Raw genomic sequence first — 16,054 nt, 5'->3', positions numbered from 1 at the left:
ATACCGCACTTTCCTTAGAAAAGACGCACAACTCACAAGGGCAGTGTAAGTAAATTTTGTCTTATCGACACCACAGGGGTGTAGTTCGAATTGGTAGAACAGCGGTCTCCAAAACCGATGGTTGGGGGTTCGAGTCCCTCCACCCCTGCCAAATTTACTTAAACTAAGAATTTTTAAGTTGCGCATTTTTTAGATGCGTAAAACAACGACGCTGTAGTGCTAGGATCGTAACATGAGCGAAAAGACGGAAAATCAGTCCAATGCATTGGACATGTTTAAATGGGTAGTGGTTTTTGCACTACTTGCCGGTTTAGTAACCGCTAATACAATGTACGGTGAGATCTCGGTACTATACCGTGCCATCGCAATTGTTGTAGTTGTTGGTATAGCTGGTTTCATCGCGGCAACTACCGAAAAAGGTAGCACCTTCTTGAGCTTCGCTAAAGAGTCTCGCACAGAAGTTCGCAAGGTTGTGTGGCCAACTCGCCAAGAGGCGAACCAAACTACACTTATCGTGCTTGCAGCGACGTTAATTATGGCACTAATTTTATGGGGACTAGACGGCATCATCGTTCGTGTAGTTGGCTTTATTACAGGAATAGGAGCATAACCGTATGTCTGAAGAAGAAGCAGTAAAGAAAAGATGGTACGTAGTTCAAGCCTATTCACAATATGAGTCTCGCGTTAAGAAGACCCTGCTTGAATACATCAAAATGCACAACATGGAAGACTACTTCGGTCAGGTACTAGTACCAACAGAAGAAGTAGTAGAAATGCGTGCGGGTCAAAAGCGTAAATCTGAGCGTAAGTTCTACCCTGGTTACGTATTGGTAGAAATGGCGATGACGGAAGAGTCATGGCACTTAGTGAAAAGCGTACCTCGCGTACTTGGTTTCATCGGCGGCACATCTGATCGCCCTATGCCAATCACGCAGAAAGAAGCTGACGCTATCTTAAATCGTCTTGAAGAAAACGTTGATAAGCCAAGACCAAAGACGCTGTTCGAGCCAGGCGAAGTTATTCGCGTTATCGATGGCCCATTTGCAGACTTCAACGGTGTGGTAGAAGAAGTAGACTACGAAAAGAGCCGCGTAAAAGTATCGGTGCTTATCTTCGGTCGTTCTACTCCAGTAGACTTAGAATTTGGTCAGGTAGAAAAAGGCTAAGCCTATTCAAGCTACCGTATAGTATTTTTAAAAAGCCCCGTTTGACGGGGCTTTTTTGTATAAGGTCTCCGGTTCAACGGCGAGAGCGTAAAAATACTGACCTTTCGATGGTTTTTTATTCTAAATAGCCCTTGCATAGTAATTAATCACCTTATATAATGCGCGCCCTTTTAAACGGAAACGGGAAGCCGATTGAGCAAATAATCTCTGTATTTGCGAGGCGTTAGACCCAAACAAGAGAGCATGTAAAATGGCTAAAAAAGTAAGCGGTATTATCAAGCTTCAGGTTGCAGCAGGCGCTGCTAACCCAAGTCCACCAGTTGGTCCTGCACTAGGTCAACACGGTGTAAACATCATGGAATTCTGTAAGGCTTTCAACGCGAAAACAGAAAGCCTTGAGAAAGGCGCTCCAGTACCAGTAGAAATTACTGTATACGAAGATCGCTCTTTCACATTCGAAACTAAGACTCCTCCTGCGTCTTACCTGCTTAAGAAAGCAGCGGGCATCAAGAGTGGTTCTGGCCGTCCTAACACTGAAAAAGTGGGTAAAGTTACTCGCGCTCAGTTGGAAGAGATTGCTAAAACTAAAGAGCCAGACCTTACTGCAGCTGATCTAGATGCAGCGGTACGCACTATCGCGGGTTCTGCTCGCTCAATGGGCTTGAACGTAGAGGACTAATCGAATGGCTAAATTAACTAAACGCGCTCGCCTAATCCGCGACAAAGTTGACTCTACTAAAGAGTACGAAATCAACGAAGCAGTAGCGCTTCTTAAAGAACTAGCAACAGCTAAGTTCGCAGAAAGCGTAGACGTATCTGTTAACCTTGGTATCGATGCGAAGAAATCTGACCAAAACGTTCGTGGTGCAACTGTACTACCTAACGGTACTGGTAAAGACGTTCGCGTTGCAGTATTCACTCAAGGTGCAAATGCTGAAGCAGCTAAAGAAGCTGGTGCAGACATCGTTGGTATGGATGACCTAGCTGAGCAAGTTAAGAAAGGCGAAATGAACTTTGACGTAGTAGTTGCTAGCCCAGACGCAATGCGTGTTGTTGGTCAACTAGGTCAAATCTTAGGTCCACGTGGCCTTATGCCTAACCCAAAAACTGGCACTGTAACGCCTGACGTTGCAACGGCAGTTAAGAACGCTAAAGCTGGTCAGGTACGCTACCGTAACGATAAGAACGGTATCATCCACGCTAGCATCGGTAAGATCGCGTTCGAAGCGAACCAAATTCAAGAAAACCTTGAAGCGCTACTTGAAGCACTTAAGAAAGCTAAGCCTTCTTCTGCTAAAGGTACATACATCAAGAAGATCAGCCTAAGCACTACAATGGGTGCTGGTGTTGCTCTTGATAAGGCTTCTGTAGGTCTTTAATTTCGCTGAGCTTAGGCTCATCGAAATCTCTTAAAGGTTATGGGTTGGAGCTGTGACAATTAGCAGTGCTAATAAGCAGCTCCCGTCCTAGACCGCAGGTGCGGTGTGGTGAAAGAGGTAAGAGAACTTTCACAGTCAACACACTGCTTAATACAACAACCTGCGCAGACGGTGGTTTGACTCAGACTCTCTGGGGTAACAAACACCGTAGAGCGGTATCAACCATGAGGGTTGGTATCAATCTGTGAACCCTGACGGCGTAAGCGGGTAACCGCAAACAAAGTCAGATACAAAGAGGTGAACTCAGTGGCACTAGGTTTAGCAGCAAAAAAAGAGATCGTAGCAGAAGTTTCTGAAGTTGCGTCTCGCGCTCTATCCGTAGCCGTTGCTGAATACCGTGGGATGGAAGTTGCAGAACTGACTGACCTACGTGTTAAAGCTCGTGAGCAAGGCGTATACCTAAAGGTTGTACGTAATACTCTTGCAAAGCGTGCTCTAGCAGACAGTCAATTTGCAGACTTAGACAGCGCCTTAACTGGTCCGCTTATCTATGGTTTCTCTATCGACGCACCAGGCGGTGCGGCACGTCTTTTCAAAGACTTCGGTAAGACTAACGATAAGCTAAAAGTTACAGCACTATCTATTGGTAGCGGTCTTCTTGGTCCAGAGAAATTGGACGCAGTTGCAGCACTACCTACCCGCGACGAAGCGCTTGCGAAACTACTTGCAACCTTCAAAGCACCAGTTGGGAAATTCGTTCAAACAATCAACGAAGTTCCTGGCAAGTTTGTGCGCGTATTGGCGGCGGTCAAAGACACCAAGTAATTGGCGTTTTTGGCATATTGATTTTTTTAACATTTTATACCCAGGAGTTTAGAGAACATGGCTCTAACTAAAGAAGATATCTTAAACGCAATCGCTGAAATGCCAGTAATGGAACTGGTTGAACTAATCGAAGCGGCTGAAGAAAAATTCAACGTATCTGCTGCAGCTGCTGTTGCTGTTGCTGGTCCAGCTGCTGGCGGTGACGCTGCTGCTGCAGAAGAAAAGACTGAATTCGACGTTGTAATGACTTCATTCGGTGGCAACAAAGTTGCAGTTATCAAAGCAGTTCGCGGCGCGACTGGCCTAGGTCTTAAAGAAGCTAAAGAAGTAGTTGAGTCTGCTCCTAAAGCTATCAAAGAAGGCGTAAGCAAAGATGAAGCTGAAGCACTTAAGAAAGAGCTTGAAGAAGCTGGTGCAGAAGTAGAAATCAAGTAATCTGACATAGTCAGATTATTGCCTGAGACGGCAAGGCTGGTGGTTTTTTAAACCACCAGCCTTTTTGCGCTGTATAGTGTGTAGAATCTAACCCTTGGTTACACTACTTAAAGCGCCATTCGGAAATACCCATAAAAAGCATAAAAATCCAACAAGTTAACTAATAATTGGTTAAATTTTGTTGTATGCTGGTGTATCTGCCCGAAAAAGGGTTGTGGAAGTTTGTTGCTTAGTGCGCCATTTGAAACGTAGCTTTTAGCCCATAGCACGCGTTTTAAAGCATTTTGCAGCAGGTTGGGTCATAAATCAGCAGGCTGAGGAACCCATGGTTTACTCTTATAGCGAAAAGAAACGTATCCGTAAGGATTTTGGCAAACGCCCACAGGTATTGGAAATTCCATACCTTCTTTCAATTCAGCTTGATTCTTTCAAAAAGTTTATTGAGATCGATGCAGATGCTCAATACGGTTTGGAAGCAGCATTTCGTTCCGTTTTTCCAATTAAAAGCTACTCAGGTAGTTCAGAGCTTCAGTATGTAAGCTACCGCCTGGGAGAGCCCGTTTTCGACGTTAAAGAATGTCAAATTCGCGGCGTAACTTTCTCTGCTCCGTTAAGAGTAAAACTACGGTTAGTGTTGTTCGATAAAGACGCTGCGCCAGGTACCGTAAAAGATATTAAAGAACAAGAAGTGTACATGGGCGAGATCCCGTTGATGACTGAGAACGGTACGTTCGTTATCAATGGTACAGAGCGTGTTATCGTGTCACAGCTACACCGTTCACCTGGTGTATTCTTTGATCACGACAAAGGTAAAACCCACTCGTCAGGTAAAGTGCTTTATAACGCACGTGTAATTCCTTACCGTGGTTCGTGGTTAGACTTCGAGTTTGACCCGAAAGATAACCTATTCGTACGTATCGACCGTCGTCGTAAGTTGCCTGCAACGATTATCTTACGCGCACTTGAAATGACGTCTGAAGAAATCCTAGATACTTTCTTCGACAAAGTAAGCGTACGTATCGACAAAGACAAACTAATGATGGAAGTGGTTCCAGATCGCCTACGTGGTGAGACGGCTGCTTTTGATATCATTGACGGTGAAGGCAACGTTGTTGTTGAAACGGGTCGTCGTATTTCTGCGCGCCACACGCGTGCACTAGAAAAAGCCGGTCTTACAGAACTTGAAGTTCCAGCCGATTACCTAATTGGCCGTGTTTACGCAGCTACTTATGTAAACGAAGACACAGGCGAAGTGATTGTAAGCGCGAACGACGAACTAACCCTTGAAAACCTAGCGGCACTTAGCCAGGCGGGTATCAAAGAGTTCGAAACGCTTTACATCAACGAGCTAGATCACGGTTCATACATTTCAGATACGCTACGTATCGATTCTTCAACTAACCGCCTTGAAGCACTAGTTGAAATTTACCGTATGATGCGTCCTGGTGAGCCACCAACGAAAGATGCAGCTGAAACCTTGTTCGATAACTTGTTCTTCTCTGATGAACGTTACGACCTATCTTCTGTTGGCCGCATGAAGTTCAACCGCCGTCTTGGCCGTGAAGAACTTATTGGTGCTGGTACACTAGATAAAGAAGACATTATTTCTGTAATGAAGCAGCTAATAATGATTCGTGACGGTAAAGACGAAGTAGATGACATCGATCACCTAGGTAACCGTCGTATCCGTTCTGTAGGTGAAATGGCAGAAAACCAATTCCGCGTTGGTCTTGTACGTGTTGAGCGTGCAGTTAAAGAGCGTCTAAGCTTAGGCGACCTAGACAACGTGATGCCACAAGATCTTATTAACGCTAAGCCTATCTCGGCTGCGGTTAAAGAGTTCTTCGGTTCATCTCAGCTTTCTCAGTTCATGGATCAAAACAACCCGCTATCAGAAGTAACGCATAAGCGTCGTATTTCTGCATTAGGCCCGGGTGGTCTTACACGTGAACGTGCAGGCTTCGAAGTTCGAGACGTACACCCGACTCACTACGGTCGTCTATGTCCAATCGAAACGCCGGAAGGCCCGAACATCGGTCTAATTAACTCATTGGCAAGCTTCGCGCGTACCAATGACTTCGGTTTCCTAGAAACGCCGTTCCGTCGCATTGTAGACGGTGTGGTAACAGACGAAATCGATTACTTATCTGCAATTGAAGAAGGTCAATTCGCCATCGCTCAGGCAAACATCGCGTTGACTGAAGCAGGCGAGTTGGTTGACGACCTAATTCCATGTCGTCACCGTGGTGAAACTACCTTGATGCCGAAAGAAGACATCAAGTACATGGACGTTTCACCTCAGCAAATCGTTTCAATTGCTGCAAGCATTATCCCATTCCTAGAGCACGATGATGCGAACCGTGCACTTATGGGTGCGAACATGCAACGTCAGGCAGTACCTACACTACGCGCTGATAAGCCGCTAGTTGGTACCGGTATGGAAAGAACTATCGCGGTTGACTCAGGTGTTACTGTAGTTGCTAAGCGCGGTGGTGTGGTTGATTACGTAGATGCCAGCCGTATCGTTATTAAAGTAGACGAAGATGAAATGCTTCCAGGTGAAGCGGGTATCGATATCTACAACCTGACTAAGTACACACGTTCTAACCAAAACACGTGTATCAATCAGAAGCCTACTTGTAGTGTTGGCGACCCGATTGTTGCAGGCGACGTGCTAGCTGATGGTCCTTCAACAGACCTAGGTGATCTTGCACTTGGTCAGAACATGCGTATCGCGTTCATGCCGTGGAATGGTTACAACTTTGAGGATTCAATCCTTATTTCTGAGCGTGTAGCGCAGGAAGACCGTTTTACTACTATCCACATTCAAGAGCTTAGCTGTATCGCTCGTGATACTAAGCTTGGGCCAGAAGAGATTTCTTCTGATATCCCGAACGTGGGTGAATCTGCACTAAGCAAGCTTGATGAATCAGGTGTTGTTTACATTGGTGCGGAAGTGAAAGGCGGTGACATCCTTGTAGGTAAAGTAACGCCTAAAGGTGAAACGCAGCTTACGCCAGAAGAAAAACTACTACGTGCAATCTTCGGTGAGAAAGCGTCTGACGTTAAAGATACGTCTCTACGTGTACCTAACTCTGTTCACGGTACGGTAATCGACGTTCAAGTATTTACCCGTGACGGTGTAGAGAAAGACAAGCGTGCGCTAGAAATTGAAGATATGCAGCTACGTCAGGTTAAGAAAGACCTTACTGACGAGTTCGAAATTCTTGCAGACGGTATCTTCGCACGTGCACAAACTGCACTACTACGTGCTGGTGTTGACCAAGCTAAGCTTGACAGCCTGCCGCGTGAAAAGTGGTTTGAAATCGCACTTAACAGTGAAGATGCACAGCTAGAGCTAGACCAAATCGCTGATCAGCATGCTGAAATCAAACTTGATTTCGATAAGAAGTTTGAAGGTAAGCGTCGCAAGATCACTCAAGGCGATGATCTAGCCCCTGGTGTGCTTAAGATCGTTAAGGTTTACCTTGCGGTTAAACGTCACATCCAACCGGGTGATAAAATGGCCGGTCGTCACGGTAACAAAGGTGTTATCTCGACTATCCAGCCTGTAGAAGACATGCCATACGATGCTAACGGTACGCCGGTAGATATCGTTCTTAACCCACTAGGTGTACCGTCTCGTATGAACATCGGTCAGATCCTAGAAACGCACTTGGGTATGGCTGCACACGGTCTTGGTGTGAAGATTGATCGCATGATTAAAGAGCAGCGCGAGCTGGCTGAACTACGCGACTTCTTGAAGAAGGTGTACGAGCTTGGTGAGAATCACCAAGAAGTAGACATCGATAGCTTCACAGACCACGAAGTTCGTCGTCTAGCGGAAAACCTTCGTAAGGGTGTTCCAGTAGCAACACCTGTATTCGACGGTGCTCGTGAATCTGAAATCAAAGAAATGCTGAAGCTTGCTGATATTCCAGAAAGCGGTCAGATTGCTTTGTTTGACGGTCGTACCGGTCGCGAATTTGAGCGTCCAGTTACGGTTGGTTACATGTACATGCTGAAACTGAACCACTTAGTAGACGACAAAATGCACGCGCGTTCTACGGGTTCTTACAGCCTTGTTACACAGCAGCCTCTTGGTGGTAAAGCACAGTTCGGTGGTCAGCGCTTCGGTGAGATGGAAGTGTGGGCACTTGAAGCATACGGTGCAGCATATACCCTTCAAGAAATGCTTACCGTTAAGTCGGATGACGTTAACGGCCGTACCAAGATGTACAAGAACATCGTCGATGGCGACCACAGAATGGAACCTGGCATGCCAGAGTCATTCAACGTACTACTTAAAGAAATTCGCTCGTTGGGTATCAACATCGAGCTTGAAGAAAAGTAATACGGCGTTTGCCACGTAATGTTATGAGATGGCCCGGCGCTTGCGCCGGGCTCTAGAGACTGACTCCGCTGGGAGAGTAATGTGAAAGACTTATTAAAGTTTCTAAAGCAACAAAACAAGACTGAAGAATTCGATAATATTCGAATCGGTCTGTCTTCACCTGACATGATCCGTTCATGGTCATTCGGTGAAGTTAAAAAGCCTGAAACAATTAACTACCGTACGTTCAAGCCTGAGCGTGACGGTCTGTTCTGTGCGCGTATCTTTGGTCCGGTTAAAGACTACGAGTGTCTTTGCGGTAAGTATAAGCGCCTTAAGCACCGTGGTGTTATCTGTGAGAAGTGTGGCGTTGAAGTTACACTGACTAAAGTACGTCGTGAGCGTATGGGTCACATCGAGCTAGCTAGCCCGGTAGCGCACATCTGGTTCCTTAAATCACTTCCGTCTCGTATCGGCCTAATGCTAGATATGACACTTCGTGATATTGAACGTGTACTTTACTTTGAATCATACGTGGTTACAGAGCCAGGTATGACTACGCTTGAGCGCAGCCAGCTTCTAAACGAAGAAGAGTACTTGGATGCACTTGAAGAGCACGGTGATGAGTTTGAAGCGAAGATGGGTGCTGAAGCAGTATTCGATCTTCTTACAGCACTAGACGTAGACGCAGACGTTGCGGCTATGCGTGAAGAGCTGCCTTCAATCAACTCTGAAACTAAGCGTAAGAAAATTACTAAGCGTCTTAAGTTGCTTGAGTCATTCCAACAGTCTGGCAACAAGCCAGAGTGGATGATCATGACGGTTCTTCCGGTACTTCCACCAGATTTACGTCCTCTAGTACCACTAGATGGCGGCCGTTTTGCAACGTCTGACCTTAACGACCTTTACCGTCGTGTAATTAACCGTAACAACCGTCTTAAGCGTCTTCTAGACCTAGCTGCTCCAGACATCATCGTACGCAACGAAAAGCGTATGCTTCAAGAGTCTGTCGATGCGCTTCTAGATAACGGACGTCGTGGTCGTGCGATTACCGGTTCTAACAAGCGTCCACTTAAGTCACTTGCAGACATGATCAAAGGTAAGCAAGGTCGTTTCCGTCAAAACCTTCTTGGTAAGCGTGTTGACTACTCAGGCCGTTCTGTAATTACCGTTGGTCCTACGCTACGTCTTCACCAGTGTGGTCTTCCTAAGAAGATGGCACTTGAGCTATTCAAACCGTTTATCTACGGTAAGCTTGAAGGTCGTGGTCTTGCGACAACAATTAAAGCAGCTAAGAAGCTTGTAGAGCGTGAAGCACCAGAGGTTTGGGACGTACTAGACGACGTTATCCGCGAACACCCGGTACTACTTAACCGTGCACCTACACTTCACCGTTTGGGTATCCAAGCATTCGAACCAACACTAATCGAAGGTAAAGCGATTCAGCTTCACCCGCTAGTGTGTGCGGCGTACAACGCCGACTTCGATGGTGACCAAATGGCGGTACACGTTCCGTTGACAATCGAAGCACAGCTAGAAGCACGTGCACTTATGATGTCAACGAACAACATTCTGTCACCTGCGAACGGTGAGCCAATTATCGTACCTTCACAGGACGTTGTATTGGGTCTTTACTACCTAACGCGTGACAAAGTAAACGGCTTAGGCGAAGGCATGGTATTCACCAGCCCGAATGAAGCAGAGAAAGCATACCGTACAGGTAATGCTGAGCTTCACTCTCGCGTTAAAGTACGTATTACTGAATATGACATCGATGAAGATGGCAACAAAACTGAGAAAGTAACGCTAACTGACACGACTGTTGGTCGTGCGATTTTCTCATTGATCCTTCCAAAGGGTCTGCCGTTTGAAATCATCAACCAAGCGATGGGCAAGAAGCAAATTTCAAGACTATTGAATGCTTGTTACCGTACGCTAGGTCTGAAAGACACAGTAATTGCTGCTGACCAAATCATGTATACCGGTTTCCACTACGCGATGATCGCGGGTGCGTCTGTTGGTATCGACGATATGGTTATCCCTGCTGCTAAGAAAGACATCATTGATGCAGCGGAAGCAGAAGTTATTGAAATTCAGGAACAGTTCCAAAACGGTCTTGTTACCGCGGGTGAGCGTTACAACAAAGTTATCGATATCTGGTCAAATGCCAACGAAAAAGTTGCTAAGGCCATGATGGATAACCTTAAGACTGACATCGTAATTAACCGCGATGGCGAAGAAGAAGAGCAATCATCATTTAACTCTGTTTACATGATGGCCGACTCGGGTGCTCGTGGTAGTGCCGCTCAGATTCGTCAGCTAGCTGGTATGCGTGGTCTGATGGCTAAGCCAGATGGCTCAATCATCGAAACCCCAATTACGGCGAACTTCCGTGAAGGTCTGAACGTACTACAGTACTTCATCTCAACTCACGGTGCTCGTAAAGGTCTTGCGGATACCGCACTTAAGACAGCGAACTCGGGTTACCTAACGCGTCGTCTAGTAGACGTTGCACAAGACTTGGTAATCACTAACGACGACTGTGGCACATTCGAAGGTGTTCAAATGACACCACTAATCGAAGGTGGTGACGTTGTTGAGCCACTACGCGAGCGTGTACTAGGCCGTGTGGTAGCAGAAGATGTACTTAAGCCAGGTACTAACGAAGTACTAGTTGAGCGTAACGTTCTTCTAGACGAAGCGTTAGTAGACATGCTTGAAGCTAACTCAGTTGACCAAATCATGGTTCGCTCGGTAATCACTTGTGACAACGACTTCGGTGTTTGTGCTAAGTGTTACGGTCGTGACCTTGCACGTGGTCACATGGTGGGTAGCGGTGAATCGGTTGGTGTTATTGCAGCACAGTCAATCGGTGAGCCAGGTACACAGCTTACCATGCGTACGTTCCACATCGGTGGTGCGGCATCAAGAGCATCTGCTGAGAACAGCGTACAAGTTAAGACTGCGGGTAGCCTTAAGCTACACAACGCGAAGTTCGTACGTAACTCTGACGGCAAAGTGGTTATCGTTTCTCGTTCAACAGAACTTACTGTTATCGACGAGCAAGGCCGTGAGAAAGAGCGCTATAAAGTACCTTACGGTGCTGTACTTAGCGTGGATGACGGTGCAACTATTGCAGCTGGCGACGTTGTTGCAAACTGGGATCCGCATAGTCACCCAATCATCACTGAACGTGCAGCTAAGATTAGCTTCGCTGACATTGATGACTCTAACACCGAAATGCAGCAAGACGAGCTTACTGGTCTAACCCGTATCGTTGTTAAAGACCTTGCGAAAGTAAACTCTAAAGAGCCTAAGCTAATTCTTGAAAGCGACGAGTTCGGTCTTCAAGAAATTCGTCTTCCAAGCTTCACAACCATCGAAGCGAAAGAAGGCAAAGTGGCTAACGAAGGTGACGTGCTAGCACGTATTCCTCAGGAAAGCTCGAAGACTCGTGATATCACGGGTGGTCTACCGCGCGTTGCGGACCTATTTGAAGCACGTAAGCCTAAAGAGCCTGCAATCCTTGCAGAAATCTCAGGTACTATCGGCTTCGGTAAAGAGACCAAAGGTAAGAAGCGTCTTGTAATTACACCTGCTGAGGGTGACGCGTACGAAGAGATGATTCCTAAGTGGCGTCAGCTTAACGTGTTCGAAGGTGAGAAAGTGGAAAAAGGCGAAGTTATCGCTGATGGTCCAGAGTCTCCACACGATATCCTACGTCTACGTGGTATCTCAGCTGTAGCAAACTACATCGTGAACGAAGTTCAGGAAGTTTACCGTCTACAGGGTGTTAAGATTAACGATAAGCACATTGAAGTAGTTATCCGTCAGATGCTACGCAAGTGCATTATCACTAATCCAGGCGATACGCAGTTCCTTGAAGGCGAACAGGTTGAAGTATCGAACGTTAAAGTGGCTAACCGTGAAATTGAAAAACACGGCAAGATCCCAGCGCAGTACGAAACACAGCTGCTTGGTATCACTAAAGCGTCACTGTCTACTGAGTCATTTATCTCAGCGGCATCGTTCCAAGAAACAACACGTGTTCTAACTGAAGCTGCGGTTCAAGGTAAAGAAGATGACCTACGCGGTCTGAAAGAAAACGTAATCGTTGGTCGACTAATTCCAGCGGGTACAGGTTTCGCTTACCACGAACGCCGTGCACAACGTCGCAAAGAGCAAATCGAAGAAATGTCAGTGTCTGCTGCTGAAGCAGAACAGGCACTAACCGAAGCGCTTAATGCTGGTGCAGACGAAGATACTGCCGAATAAGGCAAGATCATAGGAGTACGTTAACGTACTCCTAACAATTTGGCAGTCATGTTGTACAGATTGCAGATAAATTAACTGCTTAACCTTTGTACACCTTGACAGTCAGAGCGATGATCTTTAATATTCCGCGACCCGATTTTGGATAGCCAATAAGTGGCTCGATAAACGGTCGCGGTTTTTTGTATCAGAGCTCAGTGAATGTTGACGAGCACAATGTTCACAAACAAGAGCGATTAAGCAATTAATCGTATTAATATGGACCCAATCACAGTGATTGGGTTTTCGTAGTTTTTAATCAGGAGCTAGTTAATGGCAACAGTTAACCAGTTAGTGCGCAAGCCGCGTAGAAAGCCCGTTGAAAAAAGCAACGTAGCTGCTCTACAAGCTTGTCCACAAAGACGTGGTGTATGTACTCGTGTATATACTACTACGCCTAAGAAACCAAACTCTGCACTACGTAAAGTATGTCGTGTACGTCTAACTAACGGTTTTGAAGTTTCTTCATACATCGGTGGTGAAGGTCACAACCTACAAGAGCACAGTGTAGTACTTATCCGTGGTGGTCGTGTTAAAGATCTACCAGGTGTTCGTTATCACACAGTTCGCGGTACTCTTGACTGCGCAGGTGTAAACGATCGTAAACAAGCCCGTTCTAAGTACGGCGCGAAGAAGCCTAAGTCATAACGGTTCTCCGTTAGTAAGGCCAAACTGAAGTTTAAGAGTTTTGGGTTTTCCCTGAATTCATACGGAGAATAGAAAATGCCAAGAAGAAGAGTCGTAGGTCAACGTAAAATCCTACCAGAGCCAAAATTTGGTTCACAACTGCTTGCGAAATTCATGAATGTCGTAATGCTCGACGGCAAAAAGTCAGTCGCTGAAAAAATCGTTTACGGTGCGCTTGATATTGTTGCTGAAAAAACCGGCAAAGCACACCTAGATATCTTCGAGGAAGCGCTTGATAACATCCGCCCAACAGTAGAGGTTAAGTCTCGTCGTGTTGGTGGTTCAACTTATCAGGTTCCAGTTGAAGTACGTCCAGTTCGTCGTAACGCGCTAGGTATGCGTTGGATGGTTGAAGCTGCACGTAAACGTGGCGAAAAGTCTATGGCACAACGCCTAGCGGCTGAAATGCTAGACGCAGCAGATAATAAAGGTTCAGCGGTTAAGAAACGTGAAGACGTTCACCGTATGGCCGAAGCAAACAAAGCGTTTGCTCACTACCGTTGGTAATCAACGTTATTTAACTGAGAGAGATTTATGCCTCGTAAGACCTCGATTGAGCGTTATCGCAATATTGGTATTGTGGCTCACGTGGACGCGGGTAAAACCACGACCACAGAGCGTGTTCTGTTTTATACAGGACTGTCTCACAAAATCGGTGAAGTGCACGATGGTGCTGCTACCATGGACTGGATGGAGCAAGAGCAGGAGCGTGGTATTACTATCACGTCTGCTGCAACGACTTGTTTCTGGTCTGGTATGGAGCAACAGTTCGATCAACACAGGATCAACATCATCGACACCCCTGGACACGTTGACTTTACTATCGAAGTAGAGCGTTCATTGCGTGTACTAGACGGTGCAGTGGTTGTTTTCTGTGGGTCTTCTGGGGTAGAACCTCAATCAGAGACAGTCTGGCGACAGGCTGACAAATATCAAGTGCCACGCCTTGTGTTCGTTAATAAGATGGACCGGGCTGGCGCTGATTTTGAACGTGTTGTGGGTCAAATCCGCAAGCGTTTAGGCGCAAACTGTGTTCCGATTCAAATCAACATGGGCGCTGAAGAGAATTTCCATGGCGTCATCGACCTTGTGAAGATGAAAGCCATCAACTGGAATGAAGAAGACATGGGTATGACATTTACCTATGAAGACATTCCGGCTGAATATTTAGATACCGCTGAGCAGTACCGTACCGAAATGATCGAAGCGGCTGCAGAAGCATCTGATGAGCTAATGAATAAATACTTGGAAGGTGAAGAGCTTTCTGAGGAAGAAATTCGTTCAGGCCTTCGTCAGCGTACGCTGAACAACGAAATTGTTCTTGCCACCTGTGGCAGTGCCTTCAAAAACAAAGGTGTTCAGGCAGTACTAGACTCTGTTATTCATTATCTTCCGTCTCCAACAGAAGTTAAGGCCATCACTGGTGTACTTGACGACAAAGACGAGACAGAAGCAGAGCGTCATTCAAGTGACGATGAGCCGTTCTCAGCGCTAGCATTTAAAATAGCGACCGACCCATTTGTGGGTACGCTAACCTTCTTCCGTTGTTACTCTGGTGTAGTAAACACGGGTGATACGGTTTACAACCCTGTTAAGGGCAAGCGTGAGCGCTTTGGTCGTATTGTGCAAATGCACGCGAAAGACCGTGAAGAAATTAAAGAAGTACGCGCAGGTGACATCGCTGCGGCCATTGGCCTTAAAGATGTAACAACCGGTGATACGCTTTGTGACCCTAACCATGTTATTACGCTAGAGCGTATGGAGTTCCCAGAGCCGGTAATTTCAATTGCGGTTGAGCCTAAGTCGCAAGCTGACCAAGAGAAAATGGGCATAGCCCTAAGCAAGCTTGCAGCTGAAGATCCGTCATTCAAAGTGAAAACTGACGACGAGACAGGCCAGACGATTATCTCAGGTATGGGTGAACTTCACCTTGATATCATTGTCGACCGCATGAAGCGCGAATTTAAAGTTGAATGTAACGTAGGTAACCCTCAGGTTGCTTATCGTGAAACCCTTCGTAAATCTGTTGAAGTTGAAGGGAAGTTCGTTCGTCAGTCAGGCGGCCGCGGCCAATTTGGTCATGTATGGCTGCGCATTGAGCCTCAAGAAGAAGGTTCAGGCTACGAATTTGTGAACGAAATCGTCGGTGGTGTGGTACCAAAAGAGTTCATTCCAGCGGTCGATAAAGGAATTCAGGAGCAGATGCGAAGTGGTGTTCTTGCAGGGTATCCAGTACTTGATGTAAAGGTTACGCTGTTTGACGGTTCATACCACGATGTTGACTCTTCTGAAATGGCGTTTAAGATCGCCGGCTCTATGGGTTTCAAAAAAGGCGCCGCAGAAGCAAATCCGGTGTTACTTGAACCCACAATGAAAGTTGAAGTGACTACTCCAGAAGACTGGATGGGTGATGTAGTTGGTGACATTAATCGTCGCCGCGGCATGATCGAAGGTATGGAAGATGGCGTCGCAGGTGTTAAAATAATACGTGCTAAAGTGCCGCTTTCAGAAATGTTTGGCTACGCAACTGACTTGCGTTCACAAACACAAGGTCGTGCTTCATACTCAATGGAGTTCTTCAATTATTCTGAGGCGCCGAACAATGTGGCGCAGGCTATTATTGAATCTAGAATTTAATCTAAATGAAGGTTCGGTCCGGTCTATTGGTGGGTCGGACTTTTAACTTAGGAAACGAGAAAAATGGCAAAAGAAAAGTTTGAACGTACGAAACCCCACGTAAACGTGGGTACAATCGGCCACGTTGACCACGGTAAAACTACGCTAACTGCAGCAATCACTACAGTTCTTTCAAAGACTTACGGTGGTAACGCACAGGCTTTCGATCAAATCGATAACGCGCCTGAAGAAAAAGCACGTGGTATCACCATCTCTACTTCACACGTAGAATACGATACTCC

General features: G+C 46.2%; 12 protein-coding genes and 1 tRNA gene. All 13 read left to right on the top strand.

Annotation, left to right across the window (positions count from 1 at the left end):
- Window positions 1–74 precede the first annotated feature (74 nt).
- Window positions 75–151, top strand: a tRNA-Trp gene (locus BZA03_RS11115).
- An 81-nt stretch (window positions 152–232) separates the two neighbouring features.
- Window positions 233–610, top strand: a complete 378-nt coding sequence (secE, locus tag BZA03_RS11110; protein WP_014951045.1) for a preprotein translocase subunit SecE — start codon at window positions 233–235, stop codon at window positions 608–610.
- Between the two features lie 4 nt (window positions 611–614).
- Window positions 615–1,166 (top strand): transcription termination/antitermination protein NusG, encoded by a 552-nt coding sequence (gene nusG, locus BZA03_RS11105; protein ID WP_014951044.1) that lies wholly within the window; start codon window positions 615–617, stop codon window positions 1,164–1,166.
- Between the two features lie 250 nt (window positions 1,167–1,416).
- The gene (gene rplK / locus BZA03_RS11100; RefSeq protein ID WP_014951043.1) at window positions 1,417–1,845 is read left to right on the top strand and encodes a 50S ribosomal protein L11; all 429 of its coding nucleotides are present in this window, start codon (window positions 1,417–1,419) and stop codon (window positions 1,843–1,845) included.
- A gap of 4 nt (window positions 1,846–1,849) precedes the next feature.
- Entirely contained in the window at window positions 1,850–2,545 is a 696-nt protein-coding gene (gene rplA / locus BZA03_RS11095; RefSeq protein ID WP_014951042.1) for a 50S ribosomal protein L1, read from the top strand.
- Window positions 2,546–2,851: 306 nt separating this feature from the next.
- The gene (rplJ, locus tag BZA03_RS11090; RefSeq protein ID WP_014951041.1) at window positions 2,852–3,370 is read left to right on the top strand and encodes a 50S ribosomal protein L10; all 519 of its coding nucleotides are present in this window, start codon (window positions 2,852–2,854) and stop codon (window positions 3,368–3,370) included.
- A gap of 57 nt (window positions 3,371–3,427) precedes the next feature.
- Entirely contained in the window at window positions 3,428–3,805 is a 378-nt protein-coding gene (gene rplL, locus BZA03_RS11085) for a 50S ribosomal protein L7/L12 (RefSeq protein WP_015068303.1), read from the top strand.
- A gap of 325 nt (window positions 3,806–4,130) precedes the next feature.
- On the top strand, window positions 4,131–8,159 hold the full coding sequence (gene rpoB, locus BZA03_RS11080; protein WP_014977618.1) for a DNA-directed RNA polymerase subunit beta: 4,029 nt from the start codon (window positions 4,131–4,133) through the stop codon (window positions 8,157–8,159).
- Window positions 8,160–8,240: 81 nt separating this feature from the next.
- A complete protein-coding gene (gene rpoC, locus BZA03_RS11075; protein WP_039229319.1) occupies window positions 8,241–12,413 on the top strand; it encodes a DNA-directed RNA polymerase subunit beta' in 4,173 nt (1,390 codons plus the stop codon).
- A gap of 309 nt (window positions 12,414–12,722) precedes the next feature.
- Window positions 12,723–13,097: a 30S ribosomal protein S12 gene (gene rpsL, locus BZA03_RS11070; protein ID WP_014951037.1), complete on the top strand. Its 375-nt coding sequence runs from the start codon at window positions 12,723–12,725 to the stop codon at window positions 13,095–13,097.
- A 75-nt stretch (window positions 13,098–13,172) separates the two neighbouring features.
- Window positions 13,173–13,643, top strand: a complete 471-nt coding sequence (rpsG, locus tag BZA03_RS11065) for a 30S ribosomal protein S7 (RefSeq protein WP_014951036.1) — start codon at window positions 13,173–13,175, stop codon at window positions 13,641–13,643.
- A gap of 27 nt (window positions 13,644–13,670) precedes the next feature.
- On the top strand, window positions 13,671–15,773 hold the full coding sequence (fusA, locus tag BZA03_RS11060; protein ID WP_014951035.1) for an elongation factor G: 2,103 nt from the start codon (window positions 13,671–13,673) through the stop codon (window positions 15,771–15,773).
- A 63-nt stretch (window positions 15,774–15,836) separates the two neighbouring features.
- Window positions 15,837–16,054 (top strand): GTP-binding protein (locus BZA03_RS11055; RefSeq protein ID WP_258364627.1); only part of this gene is annotated, 218 nt, incomplete at its 3' end.

The sequence above is a fragment of the Alteromonas sp. I10 genome, from assembly GCF_003201515.1.
GTDB lineage: Bacteria > Pseudomonadota > Gammaproteobacteria > Enterobacterales > Alteromonadaceae > Alteromonas > Alteromonas macleodii.
This window is presented reverse-complemented; position numbering and strand designations above follow the sequence as displayed.

Bases quoted from the DNA above. Each gene is read 5' to 3' on its own strand.
- secE (WP_014951045.1), top strand. From the start codon at position 233: ATGAGCGAAAAGACGGAAAATCAGTCCAATGCATTGGACATGTTTAAA.
- rplA (WP_014951042.1), top strand. From the start codon at position 1,850: ATGGCTAAATTAACTAAACGCGCTCGCCTAATCCGCGACAAAGTTGAC.
- nusG (WP_014951044.1), top strand. From the start codon at position 615: ATGTCTGAAGAAGAAGCAGTAAAGAAAAGATGGTACGTAGTTCAAGCC.
- rpsL (WP_014951037.1), top strand. From the start codon at position 12,723: ATGGCAACAGTTAACCAGTTAGTGCGCAAGCCGCGTAGAAAGCCCGTT.
- rplK (WP_014951043.1), top strand. From the start codon at position 1,417: ATGGCTAAAAAAGTAAGCGGTATTATCAAGCTTCAGGTTGCAGCAGGC.
- rplL (WP_015068303.1), top strand. From the start codon at position 3,428: ATGGCTCTAACTAAAGAAGATATCTTAAACGCAATCGCTGAAATGCCA.
- rpsG (WP_014951036.1), top strand. From the start codon at position 13,173: ATGCCAAGAAGAAGAGTCGTAGGTCAACGTAAAATCCTACCAGAGCCA.
- rpoB (WP_014977618.1), top strand. From the start codon at position 4,131: ATGGTTTACTCTTATAGCGAAAAGAAACGTATCCGTAAGGATTTTGGC.
- fusA (WP_014951035.1), top strand. From the start codon at position 13,671: ATGCCTCGTAAGACCTCGATTGAGCGTTATCGCAATATTGGTATTGTG.